Annotated in this window: 13 protein-coding genes; 10 read left to right on the top strand and 3 right to left on the bottom strand. The window is 66.9% G+C overall.

Annotated elements, in window-relative coordinates; all coding sequences use genetic code 11:
• Nucleotides 1-3: 3 nt before the first annotated feature.
• Together IT306_19780 and IT306_19775 are read right to left on the bottom strand one after the other, a co-directional pair.
• A complete protein-coding gene (locus IT306_19780) occupies nucleotides 4-1,215 on the bottom strand; it encodes an acyl-CoA dehydrogenase family protein (protein ID MCC7370670.1) in 1,212 nt (403 codons plus the stop codon).
• Nucleotides 1,216-1,299: 84 nt separating this feature from the next.
• Nucleotides 1,300-2,118: an RraA family protein gene (locus IT306_19775; GenBank protein ID MCC7370669.1), complete on the bottom strand. Its 819-nt coding sequence runs from the start codon at nucleotides 2,116-2,118 to the stop codon at nucleotides 1,300-1,302.
• A gap of 38 nt (nucleotides 2,119-2,156) precedes the next feature.
• Between IT306_19775 and IT306_19770 the strand changes: the two genes are divergently transcribed.
• Nucleotides 2,157-3,053, top strand: a complete 897-nt coding sequence (locus tag IT306_19770) for a glycosyltransferase family 2 protein (GenBank protein ID MCC7370668.1) — start codon at nucleotides 2,157-2,159, stop codon at nucleotides 3,051-3,053.
• Between the two features lie 81 nt (nucleotides 3,054-3,134).
• On the opposite strand, the gene IT306_19765 is transcribed toward IT306_19770, so the two are convergent.
• Nucleotides 3,135-4,094: an aldo/keto reductase gene (locus IT306_19765; protein ID MCC7370667.1), complete on the bottom strand. Its 960-nt coding sequence runs from the start codon at nucleotides 4,092-4,094 to the stop codon at nucleotides 3,135-3,137.
• A 359-nt stretch (nucleotides 4,095-4,453) separates the two neighbouring features.
• On the opposite strand from IT306_19765, the gene IT306_19760 reads away from it, so the two are divergent.
• The 9 genes from IT306_19760 (at nucleotide 4,454) to IT306_19720 (ending at nucleotide 13,408) form a co-directional block, all read left to right on the top strand.
• The gene (locus IT306_19760) at nucleotides 4,454-4,882 is read left to right on the top strand and encodes a MarR family transcriptional regulator (protein MCC7370666.1); all 429 of its coding nucleotides are present in this window, start codon (nucleotides 4,454-4,456) and stop codon (nucleotides 4,880-4,882) included.
• A gap of 458 nt (nucleotides 4,883-5,340) precedes the next feature.
• The gene (locus tag IT306_19755; GenBank protein MCC7370665.1) at nucleotides 5,341-5,724 is read left to right on the top strand and encodes a hypothetical protein; all 384 of its coding nucleotides are present in this window, start codon (nucleotides 5,341-5,343) and stop codon (nucleotides 5,722-5,724) included.
• A gap of 81 nt (nucleotides 5,725-5,805) precedes the next feature.
• Nucleotides 5,806-6,015: a hypothetical protein gene (locus tag IT306_19750; protein ID MCC7370664.1), complete on the top strand. Its 210-nt coding sequence runs from the start codon at nucleotides 5,806-5,808 to the stop codon at nucleotides 6,013-6,015.
• 141 nt (nucleotides 6,016-6,156) lie between these two features.
• Nucleotides 6,157-6,471: a hypothetical protein gene (locus tag IT306_19745; protein MCC7370663.1), complete on the top strand. Its 315-nt coding sequence runs from the start codon at nucleotides 6,157-6,159 to the stop codon at nucleotides 6,469-6,471.
• 269 nt (nucleotides 6,472-6,740) lie between these two features.
• Nucleotides 6,741-7,988 (top strand): hypothetical protein, encoded by a 1,248-nt coding sequence (locus tag IT306_19740; GenBank protein ID MCC7370662.1) that lies wholly within the window; start codon nucleotides 6,741-6,743, stop codon nucleotides 7,986-7,988.
• A 1,104-nt stretch (nucleotides 7,989-9,092) separates the two neighbouring features.
• Nucleotides 9,093-10,451: an extracellular solute-binding protein gene (locus IT306_19735; protein MCC7370661.1), complete on the top strand. Its 1,359-nt coding sequence runs from the start codon at nucleotides 9,093-9,095 to the stop codon at nucleotides 10,449-10,451.
• A gap of 95 nt (nucleotides 10,452-10,546) precedes the next feature.
• Entirely contained in the window at nucleotides 10,547-11,488 is a 942-nt protein-coding gene (locus IT306_19730; GenBank protein ID MCC7370660.1) for a sugar ABC transporter permease, read from the top strand.
• A gap of 14 nt (nucleotides 11,489-11,502) precedes the next feature.
• Nucleotides 11,503-12,336 (top strand): carbohydrate ABC transporter permease, encoded by an 834-nt coding sequence (locus IT306_19725; protein ID MCC7370659.1) that lies wholly within the window; start codon nucleotides 11,503-11,505, stop codon nucleotides 12,334-12,336.
• A 274-nt stretch (nucleotides 12,337-12,610) separates the two neighbouring features.
• Nucleotides 12,611-13,408: a hypothetical protein gene (locus IT306_19720; GenBank protein MCC7370658.1), complete on the top strand. Its 798-nt coding sequence runs from the start codon at nucleotides 12,611-12,613 to the stop codon at nucleotides 13,406-13,408.
• The last annotated feature ends 23 nt before the right edge of the window (nucleotides 13,409-13,431 follow it).

Genomic DNA, 13,431 nt, shown 5'->3' with positions numbered 1-13,431 from the left:
CCTTCAGGCCCGTGCCATGCGGTCGGCGCGCGGCTCGCGCGGCAGCTTCAGCACGCGCTCGCCGATGATGTTCTTCTGGATCTCCGACGACCCCGAGTAGATGGTCCCCGCGCGCGACCAGAGGTAGTTGTAGGCCCACGAGCCTTCGTCCTCGCGCGTCGAGCGGAGGTTCAGCGCCACCTCGGGCGGCCCGCCTTCGAACAGCTGCCCGAACGGCCCGAGGATCTCGAGGATCAGCTCCTGGTGCCGCTTGTCCATCTCGCTGTAGTAGAGCTTGTCCACGGACGATTCTGGACCCGGCCGCTGCCCCTTCTCCAGCTTCGAGAGCAGGCGCAGGCCGGCGTAGCGCAGCACCTCGACCTCGGCCAGCATCTTCCCGATCTTCTGGCGCACCAGCGGATCGTCGATGGCGACGCCGCCGTTGCGTGGCAGCGTCTTGCAGACCTCGATCAGCCGGTTGATCGTCAGCTTGTGGGCCGTCACCCGCGCCAGCAGGTTGCCGCCGCGCTCGAAGCCGAGCGTCGTCTGGGCCAGCTCCCAGCCCTGTCCTTCCTCGCCGATGCGGTTCTCGACGGGGATGCGAACGTCCGTCAGGAACTCCTCGCAGAACTCCGAGCTGCCGGTGATCTGCTTCAGCCGGCGCACGTCGACGCCCGGCGCGCGCATGTCGAGGATGAAGTAGGAGATCCCCTTGTGCTTCGGGGCCGTCGGGTCGGTGCGGGCCAGCAGGATGGCGTAGTCGGCGTTGTAGGCCTGGCTCGACCAGACCTTCTGGCCGTTGACGACGTAGTGATCGCCGTCACGGACGGCCGTCGTCTTGAGGCTGGCGAGGTCCGATCCCGACCCCGGCTCAGAGTACAACTGGCACCACAGCTCCTCGGCCGTCAGGATCTTCTTGACGTACCGCTGCTTCTGCGCCTCGGTCCCGTGCGCGATGAGCGTCGGCCCGATGAACCCGATGCCCAGCGCGTTGATGGTCCCCGGCACCTGGGCGCGGACCATCTCCTCGCCGACGATGGCCTGCTCGATGGGGCTGGCGTCCTGGCCGCCGTACGCCTTGGGCCAGCCCATCCCGACGAAGCCGGCATCGTAGAGGGTGCGGTGCCACGCCCGCCGGTCCTCAAAGGTGTCCAGCGAGCCGGGCCGGTGCTGCTCGAACCAGGCGCGCACCCGTGCGCGATAGGCCCGGTGCTCCGGGCTCTCGTTCAGATCCACGTCACACCTCCGGGCAGTGGTTGCGCTCGACGCGGCGAAGCCCACTGGCCTCGCCGCCAGGAAGCACAGAGCGGGTACAGGGTACTACGGTCGGCCGCGCCGCTCCTTCCAGCGGAGGTAGTCCGCCTGGATCTCGTCGTCCCAGGTCTGCGTGTCGATGCGCGACGACGAGTACGCGCCCTCGGCCAGCCGCGTTTTGCCGAACTCGTCGCGCAGGCGCGTCTCCTCCGAGTGGACGACGATCTCCTCCAGCAGTGCTGGGGGAATGAAGGTCACGCCGGCCGAGGTGCCCAGCACGACGTCGCCCGGCAGGACCGTCGCATCCCCGATGCGGATCGGCACGTTCACCCCGACGAGCGTCACCTCGGCGATGGCGGACGGGTCGATGCCCCGCACGAAGGCGTTGAACGGGTCCAGCTCCTCGATCTGGCGGGCGTCGCGGATCGCGCCGTCCACGACCATGCCGGTGCCGGTGCGAGCCTGGATCGCCGTCGAGAGGTTGTCCCCCGCGAAGGTGCCGTCCTTGATCTTGCCGAACAGGTCGACGACGACCACGTCGTCCTTGATCAGGTTGTCGATGACCCAGGTGTTCTGGCGCACGCTCCAGCCCTTCGCGCCGCCCCAGGCGTTGACGACGGCGTCCAGGTCTGGCCGCAGCGGCATGAAAACGGCGGTCACCGCCCGACCGACCAGCACGCGATTGGGGTGCAGGACGTGCCAGCCGCCTGTGAACTGGAACTTGTAGCCGTGGCGGCGCTCCAGCACCGACCATGCTTCCTCCGGCGAGACGAGCTTCGCCCGCTGGAGGAGATCTTCGGAGACGGCGGGCCGGCCGTCTTCCAGGCGGTCGAACGGGTTGTTCGGGGTGAGCTCGGCGACGCGCTCGGGACTGTTGAACACCATCATGGTTCTCCAACGGGTCTGGCCGCGCGCCAGACCGGATGCCAGATGGTAGCCGGTCCGTCAGCGCGCGCGACCACGGGGAGACCACGGTGCGGCGTTGGAGGCCGGGGCGGCGCTCGCCTATACTCCCTCCGGCCCGGCAGCGCGCCCCTCTCCTGGTGAGCTGCGCCTGCTGGAACCTGGGAGTCGGCGTGGCCAGATCCGCGGCGAGCATTTCGGCGGTCATTCCTGCCTACAACGAAGAGCGCATCATCGCCAGCACCGTCGAGGCGCTCGACGAGACGCTCGCACGCCTCGTCGACGACTACGAGATCATCGTCGTCAACGACGGCAGCCACGACGCCACCCCGCAGATCGTGGAGGGGTTGAGCCAGGAGCGCCCGGCCGTCCGCCTGGTCTCGCACGCCGTCAACCGAGGGTATGGCGCAACCCTGGCGACGGGCTTCGCTGCCGCCACCCGTGACTACGTCTTCCTGACGGACGGCGACCGCCAGTTTGACGTGCACGAGCTTGAGGGGTTCCTGCCACGCCTGAGCGGCGCGGATGTGGTGGTCGGGTTCCGGCGTCCGCGCGCCGATCCGCTGGTGCGGCGCTTCTACGGCTGGGGCTGGAACCTGCTGGTCAACACCCTGTTCGGGTACACCGCCCGCGACGTGGATTGCGCCTTCAAGCTGTTCCCACGCCGGCTGCTCCAGGACGTGCGGCTGGTCAGCACCGGCCACACCCTCAGCCCAGAATTGCTGATCAAGGCCCGGCGGGCAGGCTTCCGGGTGGCCGAGGTGCGGGTCACCCACCTGCCGCGCACGGCCGGGCAGGCCAAGGGCGCCCGGCTGGATCACATCATCCGCTCGCTGGTGGAGCTGGCGCGGCTGCGGCTGGATCTGGTGAGCCAGCCGGTGCAGCCAGCCTCGCGGGAGCGCGCCGCCCGCCCCTGACCGCGCGTTTTGCACGTAAAGACCGCCCGACCCCTGACGAAATGTCGGAGTCGGCGCGCGGAATGTCGGGAAACGCCCCGCTCAGGCCGGGTCGTCGGGGAGGGCCAACGGCTCCAGGGCCGTCCACAGCGCGTCCGGGATCGGGTGCGTCGCCAGGGCCACCGTCTCCGCGATGCGCTCGACGCGCGTCATCCCGACGATAGTCGAGGCGATGCGCGGATCCCGCATCGAGAACTGCAGCGCGGCGGCAGCCAGCGGCACGCCGGCCTCGTCGCAGAGGGCGGCGATCTGCTCGGCCCGCTCCAGCAGGGCCGAAGGAGCCGGCCGGTAGCGGTACCGCGGGTACGAGGACGGCCCCTTGGCCAGCATGCCGCCGCCGTACGGCGCCGCGTTGACCACGGCGACCCCGCGCGCCTGGCACACGTCGAGCAATGGCTCGGCCTCGCGCTTGAGCAGCGTGAAGCGGTTGTGGGTGATCGCCACCTCGAACGCGCCCGTCTCGACGTACCGCGTCAGCATGTCGATGGGGCCGCCCGCCACCCCCAGATGCTCGACGACGCCCTGCTGCTGGAAGCGCCGCAGCACATCCATCGGGCCGCCGGGCGCCATCGCCGCCTCGAAGGTCGTGTGCTCCGGATCGTGCAGGTAGACCAGCGCGAGCCGGTCCAGGCCCAGCAGCCTGAGGCTGCGCTCCAGCGACCGCTCGATCTGCGCGCCGCTGAAGTCGCCCGTGTGCAGGTCGCGGTCAACCTTGGTCGCCAGCACGTAGCCGTCCGGCACGCCGCCCAGCTCGCGCAGCACGATGCCGATGCGCCGCTCGCTCTCGCCGTCGCCGTACGATGCGCCGGTGTCCAGAAAGGCGATCGGACTCTGGAACGTGGCGCGGATCACGTCGAGCGCGCGCTCCTCCGGCACCTCGTAGGGGAAGGCCGTCGGGATGTTGCCGAGCGGCGCGCAGCCGAGCGAGACCGGGGAGACCAGCAGGCCGGTCCGGCCGAGCGGCCGGGGAGCAAGCGCGGGTGGCGGCGAAGACCTGTCCATGTGGGGCACCTCTGGCGAGGTTGTACCGCACGGCAGCCCCTGGGACGGTGATCCCCAGGGAGCCACCGGCCGCCAGAAGCCGGGAGAGTCGGGCATGGTGGGGCCTGGTGGGGCCAGGCGGGCCGGCTGGAGCGTCTGCAGCCTGACCCCCCAGCGTCCTTTGAACGCTCGACTCTGCCCGCGCAACAGTGCGCGCTTCGCGCTACACTACGCGTGTGTCCGACTTGCTTGACGTGCCGACTCAGCCCGGCCCGGCTGCGTCCCCAGACGCCTCCGTTGGCGCGTCGGCGGGCGTGCCCTGGCTCTCCCCCAGCGAGGCCCGGGCCTGGCGGGCGTTCCTGCTGGCCACGCACCTGCTGATGGATCAACTCGATCGTGAGCTACAGCACGCCGCCGACATGCCGCACACCTACTACAGCATCCTGGTCGTGCTCTCTGAGAGCCCGGAGCGCTCCCTGCGGATGACCGAGATCGCCGAGATGCTGCGGTTCTCGAAGAGCAGGCTGACGCACGCCATCGGGCGGCTCGAAGAGCGCGGCTGGGTCCAGCGCGTGGACTGCCCGACAGACCGCCGTGGCACGTTCGCGCTGCTGACCGAGGCCGGCCATGCTGCCCTCACCGCCGCCGCGCCGGGCCACGTCGAGGGCGTCCGCCGCCACCTGTTCGACCGGCTGACGCCCGAGCAGGCCGAGCAGCTGCGGGAGATCTCCCAGGCCATCGCCACGCCGCTGGTGCCGGCCACCATCCGGCACCTGACGGCTCGGGCCGTCTCGGCCCCGCAAGCCTGACCCTCGCGGCCCGGCGGCGCGCTCGGCCCGGCGGCGCGCTCGGCCCCCGCGACTCGGAACCTGACGAACAGGGCTGATTCAAAGTTGCCGTAGACACTGAATCAGGCGAGCCCTGACGGTCTGGTCGGGGCGGGTAGTCCGTCATTCGGGCGGTTCACCAGGAGCCGGGTACCCTCGCGTGCTGGTGACGAGACATCTGGTTACTCGGCAAGACACCGCTGTGCGGGACTTTGAATCAGCCGTACGAGGGGACGGCGAGAGTCACCCTGCGTACACGGCCGGCAACCCCTGGTGCAACCCGGCCACGGCATGACGGCATGCTGTCCACGGTCTGGGTGGGGGCGGATCACACCGACTCGCAGCCGAGCCGGTCGTCCAGGGGGAGACATGGACAGCGTCGAACTGCGATTGAGCAGGCTGGAGCGGGAGAACAGCCGTCTGAAGCTGGGAGGGTGGTGTTGGCCGCGAGTCTCGTGGCCGCTGTCACGTTCGCCTACTGGCAACCACGCATCGCGGATGCCCAGACATCGACCCAGAGCGTCGTGGCGAGGGAAGTCGTCCTCGTCAACAACACCGGAGAGATGATCGGTAGGTTTACCGCGTCCAATGATGGACAGCCTCAGCTATATCTGATGGAGGCATCGTTTCCAGAGAATGATGGAGTTCGGGCTGCATACGTCACCCTGCACGTCGTGCCCCACGAATCGGGCGGTGGTGCTCTCCTGGCGTTGAACTCAGCGGGTGAGCGAGGCGGAATCATCCTGCGAACATACGAGGACAGTCAGATGCCGTTCATCCAGGTCTACAACACGCGCGGTCAGGCGATCTGGGCGGCGCCGTAGCCGTCAACGTTGACCCTGATCCCGCCGGTCGAGCCGAGCTACGCTCTGGTTGAAGCGGCCTGACACCCCGAAGGCGAAGGAATGCATCATGACGAAGTACAACCCGGACGAAGTGGCGCAGAGCTGGCCCAGGAGCTGGGCTGGGAACTGGACTCGGAGCCGGAGCCGGGAGAGATGCTGGTATTCGCCGGTCGACCCTGGAGCGAGTCGTGGGCCGAGACGTCGGCCGATACGGTGGACGAGGAGCCGCAGGAGCAGCCACAGAAGCCGGACACGCCGCCAAGCAGCTAGCTCGATCTGCTCGACAAGGTGCCCGGGCAGCTCCGCCACAACCTGGCGGTGGCCCGATCGCTGCCTCGTCCGTCGGAGGGTCATTTGACCCTGGTCGTCGCTGCCCACCGGTGCTTCGGCCGTGCCGGGAGCAGGATGGTCATGGACGCGGAACGTGGTCAGCAGCGTGAGAGCCCCGATCAGCTCATGAAGAAGGCCCGCGCGTGGAGCGTCGCCTACTGGCCGGGAATGGTCGCCAGAGTGCCACCTTGGGGTCAGACGAAAGTGGGCAAAGCGGCGATCCGTGCCGTGCTGTCAGAGACGCAGTGGTCCTGGCACTTCGCCCGAAATTGGCATGGGCAGCTCATCGTAGTGATAGAGCGTACGAAGTCTCCGGGTTCGCAGCCCAAGGGGCCGTGTCTGGTCAAGGCCATCTACCAAGGCGGCGGCATGGAGACCAATCGACGGCGGCGCTGACGACTCGACGCCGTGGCCCCATGGTGACCGTTTTGGGATGAGAGGCGGAACGCTGAAGGGCTGATGATCGCGTCGCGCGACATCCGCAGGGAGCGTCGGTCCGAGAGCACGAGCCTTTTCACGTTTGGTCGCGGCCTCTCGATTTTCACGATTGAGAGCGGCTGCTCTATCTTGAGAAGGTCAGCCAGATTCAATCGCAAGGATGTATAGTTGTCACAGGCGTTGAGCGCGTGGCCAAGTCACCACCAATAGTGCCCTGGGGCATTGCTATGAGTACTGCTGACGAACCAAACGTTCAGATTGTCGACCTTCCCGAACCGCTACTAGAGGTGGTTTTCCTGCCCGATGAGGACCGGTACTGCGCCGTCGAGCACGCTCGCCGCTGCATCGGCGGCGCTTTCGGGAAGATGGTCGAGCTTGAGCCGAAGCTCCGCGACCTGCACGACATCATGGCCTCGGCGTGGCAGCTTTTGGACGATAGCGATGCCGAGGACTGGGGCGCGCGCTACGCTGCAGCAGTCGCACAGGCAGTCGAGGTCCGCGACGCATTCGATGAGACGCCCGACCAGCTACGCGCCATCGCGGACGCCGAAACCGAATACCTATCGGCCGCCGAGGATCTCCACATGTCGTCGCACAATCTGGAGCTGGCCCTACCCGAGCTGGACGCGATCTGCGAGGCGGTTGCCGACCGGCGCATAGCGGACGTGGCCAAGCCGATGGGCACCCTGGCCAGGATGCTGGGGGACAAAGATCTGGTCGGGCTGATACTCGTCGACGAGCTACTGAAGCCGTACGAGGTCTACACAGTAGACGAGTCTGGCAACGTCTACGACTCCAACGGGGAGTTCTTCATCCACGACTCGGAGCTGGCCCCAGTGGGGGACGACGCGGCCACGGATGAAGCCGGCGCCACGCCTGCGGGGCTGCCCTCGTCCGATCCCATCTCGGAATTTGACCGTGCCGAGCGCGGCCTGATGGATCGGCTGCACCTGGCGGGCGGCGACTGGGCTGCCAAAAGAGAGATCGAGGCCCAGATCGGTGACCTTCGGAGGCAGCGCCGAAAGCTTGAGTTCGAGTCGGCGCTCGGGGCCGCATGGTCCCCGTACGCCGGCGACCGTCTGCTTGCAGCTTTCAGCAAGAAGGAAGGGACCCCATCAGAGAGCTGGGGCGTCGAGCTTCGGCGGCACCAGCCGACGGCCGATGGCCGTCGTGCTGTCGTCTATGCGAGATGGGGGAAAGGCAAGCATACCGAGCTGGTCCGAGAGGACTTGGCCAGGGGGAGGAGGCACATCGAGGATCAGGGGCTCGTCCTCGCCGGACTGTACTGGGATCTCGACGCTCCCTCGGGGAAGCGCCCGGCTTTTCAGTGCCTGCTCCAGGATGCCGCCGATGGACTGTTTGACGTGGTGCTCACGGACGCGTATGGAACGCTGTGGGGCCACTTTGGTCCGAGCGGCGAACTGGCCGAGAAGGTTGCGCATCTGCCGTCGATCCGGATCATCGACCGCTCCTGAGGACGATGGAGCGCACGACTTCGCGCAGGAGGTGGCGAATGGCTCGTGACAAGGACGATGGAGATCCCGGATCTGTTCCGGCCCTCGAACGAGAACTCGGTCGCCGGCTTTACTCGGACGAGCTTCGCGCGATTGCGCAGGGTCACGATATCCGAGCGAGGGCCCGTGAGATCACGCGACATGAGCAGCGCCTCGGGCGCCGGCTCTACCGGCGAGAGCTGCGTGAGATCATGCACGGGGAGTGGTTGCTGCCGAGTGCGGTGTCCGGGGAGACGTGGATCGCTCACCCCATGCGCCAGAGCAAGGGGCCGATCCACGTCGTGCAGGGCGGCGCGCCAGACTCCAGCCGACGTCGGCACTGAGGGCTCAGGCGGCCCGGCGCCCCAAGTGGCGCCGCTCCGGTCCGTTCGGGGCTGTCAAGCAGCGCGGCCAGTTTCCACGGCCCATTGCTCGGCCCGGATGCGCCACGGCCCACTCGTGGCGATAGGTGTGCTTCGAGTCGCGGTGGTCGGGGCACGGGCAGTCGACTCGGTTCAGCATGCGATCGACCCAGGGCACTCACCACGACCCCGAGCGGCCTTCGCGGACGGCCTACTGCCAGCCGTCGCCCATCGTCTCGACGGTAGGACCGGGATCGGTCAGGCCGCGTTGGCGGTCGTCTCCGGCGTCCACACGAGGTCAGAGACTCAGCTTCCAGGGCTGATTCAAAGTTGCCGTAGGCACTGAATCAGGCGAGCCCTGACGGTCTGGTTGGGGCGGGTAGTCCGTCATTCGGGCGGTTCACCAGGAGCCGGGTACCCCCGCGTGCTGGTGACGAAGCATCTGGTCACTCGGCAAGACACCGCTGTGCGGGACTTTGAATCAGCCCTAACCTGACGAAACGGCGTTTCTCTGCCGTTTACGGTCAGCAACCTTCCCGGCAACCCTCCGACCACACCATGAAAGCGGGGTTTCGGCCTCCGTGTGGCCTGTTGCCCACGGTCGTCGGGCCTGCTCTCGGAGTAGAGGTCGTCAATGCTCTCAACGCAGAGGGCGAGGAAGGGAACGAGTATGTTCGCCTTGCATGCCAGTCACCCATTGAGTCGGCGCGCTTTTATTCGCGGGATGCTGCTTGTCGCGGGACTCTCCGCCACCAGCTCGCTCGTCACGGCCTGCACGCCAACGGCGGCGCCGCCGGCGGGCAACGCTCCGGGCCAGCCAGCAGCCGGCGCGGGGGCCGCGAAGCCAGCCGCTGAGACGGCCAAGGCTCCAGCCTCCTTCAAGGGCGCCACGCTCTCCGTCCTCCAGGGCACCTACTTCATCGCCCCCGGCCAGGATCTCTACAAGAAGCAGGCCCAGGAGTGGGGCGGCCAGAACGGCGTCACGGTCAACACCGACTTCCTGAACTGGCCCGACCTGCAGCCGAAGATCGCGGCGGCGGTCCAGGCTGGCGGCCTCGACATCGTCGAGCTCTGGCCGGTCTGGAACTACCTCTACCGCGACAACCTTGTGGACCTGACGGATCTTGCCGAAGAGATCGGGCAGCGCGGTGGCGGCTACGAAGCGTACGTTGCCAACTCGGCCAAGGTGGGCGACCGCTACCTCGGCATCCCACACGGCACGTCGAACGCCTCGATGGCGTATCGCATCAGCATGTTCAAGGATGCCGGCGTTGCCAACGCCGAGGACGGCTCCAAGGTCGATCTGACCTGGGAGCAGTACTTCGAGGCCGCCAAGAAGCTCAAGCAGAAGGGGACGCCGTTCGGGCAGGCGCTCGGCCACAGCACGGGGGATCCGCCAGGGTTCGTGTACCCCTACATGTGGAGCAGCGGCGCGATGGAAGTCGAGCAGGATGGCAAGACCATCGCGTTCAACAAGCCCGAGTTCGTCGATGCGATGAAGCGCTTCATCCAGGCCTGGAAGGACGGCTACGACGAGACCGGCACGTCCTGGGACGACAGCAACAACAACCGCGCCTACCTGGCCGGCCAGATCGCCTCGACCTACAACGGCTCGAGCATCTACTTCACCGCCAAGAAGGACAACCCGGCCATCGCTGAGGACACCCACCACATGCTCATCCCGAAGGGGCCGGCCGGCCGCTTCTACATCCTCGAAACCCGCACCTTCGCGATCCTGAAGAACTCGAAGAACGTGGACGCCGCCAAGGCGTTCCTCAAGTGGTGGTTCGAGGACAAGCAGTACGGCGACTGGTTCCACCTGCAGGAGGGGTACTTCCTGCAGAACTCCAAGAAGTGGGCGTCTGACCCGATGTGGGACAAGGATCCCAAGATGGCCCCCTTCCGCGAGCAGCCGAAGTACGGGCGCAACCAGGGCTACGCCGGCCCGGGTAACGAGAAGGCGTCGCTGGCCTGGTCGAAGTTCATCGTGGTGGACACCTTCGCGAAGGCCGTGCAGTCGGGCGACGCGGCCGGCTCCATCGCCTGGGGCGCCGACGAGCTGCAGCGCATCTACCGCGACTAGCGCGCGTCAAGCTCTCATCCCCCGGTGATCGATCATCGCGAATATGCGCGGGGCGGGCGGCCGTCGTCCGCCCCGTTGTGGGGAGTGTCCCGAGCATGCTTACCACGACCAAGAGCACGGTCGGGATCGCGCCGCCGGCTCGGCGTCCGCACCTTCTCGACCCGCGACTATTCCTGGAGCGGCCCACCAGCCTCGGCATCACGCTGATGCTCCCGGGCGTGCTGCTGCTCCTCGTGTTTATGGCGTATCCGTTCTTCCTGGGGATCTGGCTCGCGCTGACGGACAGCCGCATCGGCATGCCGGGCAAGTTCATCGGGCTGTTGAACTTTCGTGACCTGCTGACGGACAGCATCTTTCGGCAGACCACTCTCAACACGTTTGTCTACGCAATGGTGACCGTGCCGTTCAAGCTGGCCCTCGGCCTCGGACTGGCGCTGGTGCTCAATCAGAAGCTGCCGTTCCGAAACGCCGTGCGGGCCGGCGTGCTGCTGCCGTGGATCGTGCCGACGGCGCTCAGCAGCCTCGGCTGGTTCATGCTGTTCGACCCGGTGTTCAGCCCGTTCTCCTGGCTTTTCCGTCACCTGGGGATCATCGACCACAACATCAACTTCCTGGGCGATCCGGGGCTGGCCGTCGCCTCGGTGGCCCTGGCGAACATCTGGCGCGGCATCCCGTTCTTCGCCGTGACGATCCTGGCCGGCCTCCAGACGGTCGGACCGGATCTGTACGAGGCGGCCGCCATCGACGGGGCCGGCGTCTGGGATCGGTTCTGGACCGTCACGCTGCCGGCGATTCGTGGGATCGTCATGATCGCCACGCTCTTCTCGATCATCTGGACGTTCGCAGACTTCCAGTTGATCTACGTCCTGACCAAGGGCGGGCCGGCCAATCAGACCCACATCTTCGGGACGTACGCCTACCAGGTGGGGCTGAACGCCACGGCGATCGGCCAGGGCGCGGCCATCGCGCTCTACATGTTCCCGATCCTGGCCGTCTTCGCGGCGATCCTCCTCATCTATCTCCGCAAGGAGGTCTGACCGTGGTCGGCAGTATGGTCCTGAGCCGACGATTCCTCGGCATGTACCTTCCGCTCGGTCTGTTCCTGGCGTTCCTGCTCTTCCCGTTCTACTGGATGATCATGGTCTCGCTGAAGCCGACGACCGAGCTGTTCGATCTGCAAAACAACCCGTTCGTGATCCAGACGTTCACCCTGGACAACTACACCTACCTCTTCCGCGAGACGGCGTTCATGTCCTGGCTGAAGAACACCCTGATCGTGTCCATCGCCTCCACGGCGATCTCGTTGTTCTGCAGCATCCTGATCGGCTACGCGCTGGCCCGGTTGCGGTTCCCCTTCAGCAACGCGATGGGCATCGCCATCTTCATGGCGTACCTCGTCCCGCCGACCCTGCTGTTCCTGCCGCTGGCCCAGGTGGTCGCCAGCCTCGGGCTGTACAACAGCTACTGGGCGCTGATCCTGACCTACCCGACGCAGCTGATCCCGTTCGCCTCGTGGACGCTGATGGGCTACTTCCGGACCATCGCGCCCGAGATCGAAGAGTCGGCGATGATCGACGGGTGCAGCCGGCTGGGCATCCTGATACGGGTGATCTTGCCGCTCTCGCTGCCGGGCGTGCTCTCGGCGGGCATCTTCGCCTTCACCCTGTCCTGGAACGAGTTCCTGTACGCGCTGGTCTTCATGGGCGCCGGCTCGATGAAGACGATCCCGGTCGGCACGGTCAGCGACCTGATCAAGGCGGACGTGCTGTTCTGGGGCTCGCTGATGGCGTCCGCCGTGCTCGGATCGGTGCCGGTCGCCTTCATCTACTCGTTCTTCGTGGATCAGTACGTCAACGGCCTGACGGCGGGGGCAGTCAAGGGCTGAGCAACGCGCACACCACGCGGCGTGCAGAAAGGCGAGGGCGCGCCCCTCGCCTTTCCCTTTGTCCTGGTACAGGTTGAATATGGGGAGCCTGTCAGCCCGACCGGCGCGAGGAACGAGTGGAGTGGAGGGATCTTTCTCCAGCTTCAGTGGGGTGGAGCACGAGCGCGATGACGTTTACATACCGTTCACGTTGAGTAACGACGGCAGTAAGGTTCGGGGCCGATGATCCCACCAGCGGCCGTTCAGATCGGCTGCTGACCTCCGAGGTGCTGTCATGCGACTCTCCCGCGCGGTTCTCACCGCTCTTGTGATCGCGGCGCTCGTCGGCATGCCAGCGCTGGTCTCGCCAGCGGGCAGTCTCTGGGGACATGGACTGGTACGCGCCGCTCCAGCCAGCGGGGTGCTGGCTGACAACGACAATGGCAATGGCAACGCCAACCAGAACGACAACGGCAACGCCAACGACAACGGCGACAACTCAGAGAACGACAACGACGATAACGGGAACACGAACGGCAACAGCAACGACAACGACGACAACGGGAACACCAACAGCAATTCCAACGACAACGACGACGAGGACAACGGGAACGACAACCGTTATCAGCATCACGGGCCACCGCCCCCTCCAGCGCCGCCACCACCGCCCCCCGGCGTGGTCTCGCAGTGCTACGGCGCGGGTGAGACCGGCTCCCTGACCCTGACGCTCCCTGGCGGCTCGGTGGCCCTGACCATCGTCCCAGGTTCGCGGTTCGGCCAGGACACCCATCTGACGCTGGCGAAGATCGATCCTGCATCCGTGGCAGGCGCCCCTGGCGCACGCCTGGACGAGATCGTCTTCGAGCTGCGGGCGCAGGCCGGCTGCGACGGCAGCGGACTCGGAGAGCTGCCGGCCGACGCCAACCTCGGATTGGCGTACACTGGCCCCACCACGCCCGGCCTGACCTTCGCCGTCTGGGACGGCAGCCGCTGGTCGCCCGTGCCGACCGTCGCCGATCCGAACCCGGCCAACCCGTACATCTCGGCCACCATCAGGAGGACTGGTACCTACACCGTCTACCGAGCGCCGTAGGCGCAACCCGAGCGCCGCAGGCG

The sequence above is a fragment of the Chloroflexota bacterium genome (assembly GCA_020850535.1).
Lineage (GTDB): Bacteria > Chloroflexota > UBA6077 > UBA6077 > JACCZL01 > JADZEM01.
Note: the sequence above shows the minus strand (reverse complement) of the source record. Positions and strands in the feature narration are given on the sequence as shown.

What these genes read in the sequence shown, in the direction of transcription:
- IT306_19745 (MCC7370663.1), top strand. Translation starts at nt 6,157, where the DNA reads ATGGACGCGGAACGTGGTCAGCAGCGTGAGAGCCCCGATCAGCTCATG.
- IT306_19720 (MCC7370658.1), top strand. Translation starts at nt 12,611, where the DNA reads ATGCGACTCTCCCGCGCGGTTCTCACCGCTCTTGTGATCGCGGCGCTC.
- IT306_19730 (MCC7370660.1), top strand. Translation starts at nt 10,547, where the DNA reads ATGCTTACCACGACCAAGAGCACGGTCGGGATCGCGCCGCCGGCTCGG.
- IT306_19770 (MCC7370668.1), top strand. Translation starts at nt 2,157, where the DNA reads ATGCCAGATGGTAGCCGGTCCGTCAGCGCGCGCGACCACGGGGAGACC.
- IT306_19760 (MCC7370666.1), top strand. Translation starts at nt 4,454, where the DNA reads ATGGATCAACTCGATCGTGAGCTACAGCACGCCGCCGACATGCCGCAC.
- IT306_19725 (MCC7370659.1), top strand. Translation starts at nt 11,503, where the DNA reads ATGGTCCTGAGCCGACGATTCCTCGGCATGTACCTTCCGCTCGGTCTG.
- IT306_19750 (MCC7370664.1), top strand. Translation starts at nt 5,806, where the DNA reads ATGCATCATGACGAAGTACAACCCGGACGAAGTGGCGCAGAGCTGGCC.
- IT306_19740 (MCC7370662.1), top strand. Translation starts at nt 6,741, where the DNA reads ATGAGTACTGCTGACGAACCAAACGTTCAGATTGTCGACCTTCCCGAA.
- IT306_19775 (MCC7370669.1), bottom strand. Translation starts at nt 2,118, where the DNA reads ATGGTGTTCAACAGTCCCGAGCGCGTCGCCGAGCTCACCCCGAACAAC.
- IT306_19765 (MCC7370667.1), bottom strand. Translation starts at nt 4,094, where the DNA reads ATGGACAGGTCTTCGCCGCCACCCGCGCTTGCTCCCCGGCCGCTCGGC.
- IT306_19735 (MCC7370661.1), top strand. Translation starts at nt 9,093, where the DNA reads ATGCTGCTTGTCGCGGGACTCTCCGCCACCAGCTCGCTCGTCACGGCC.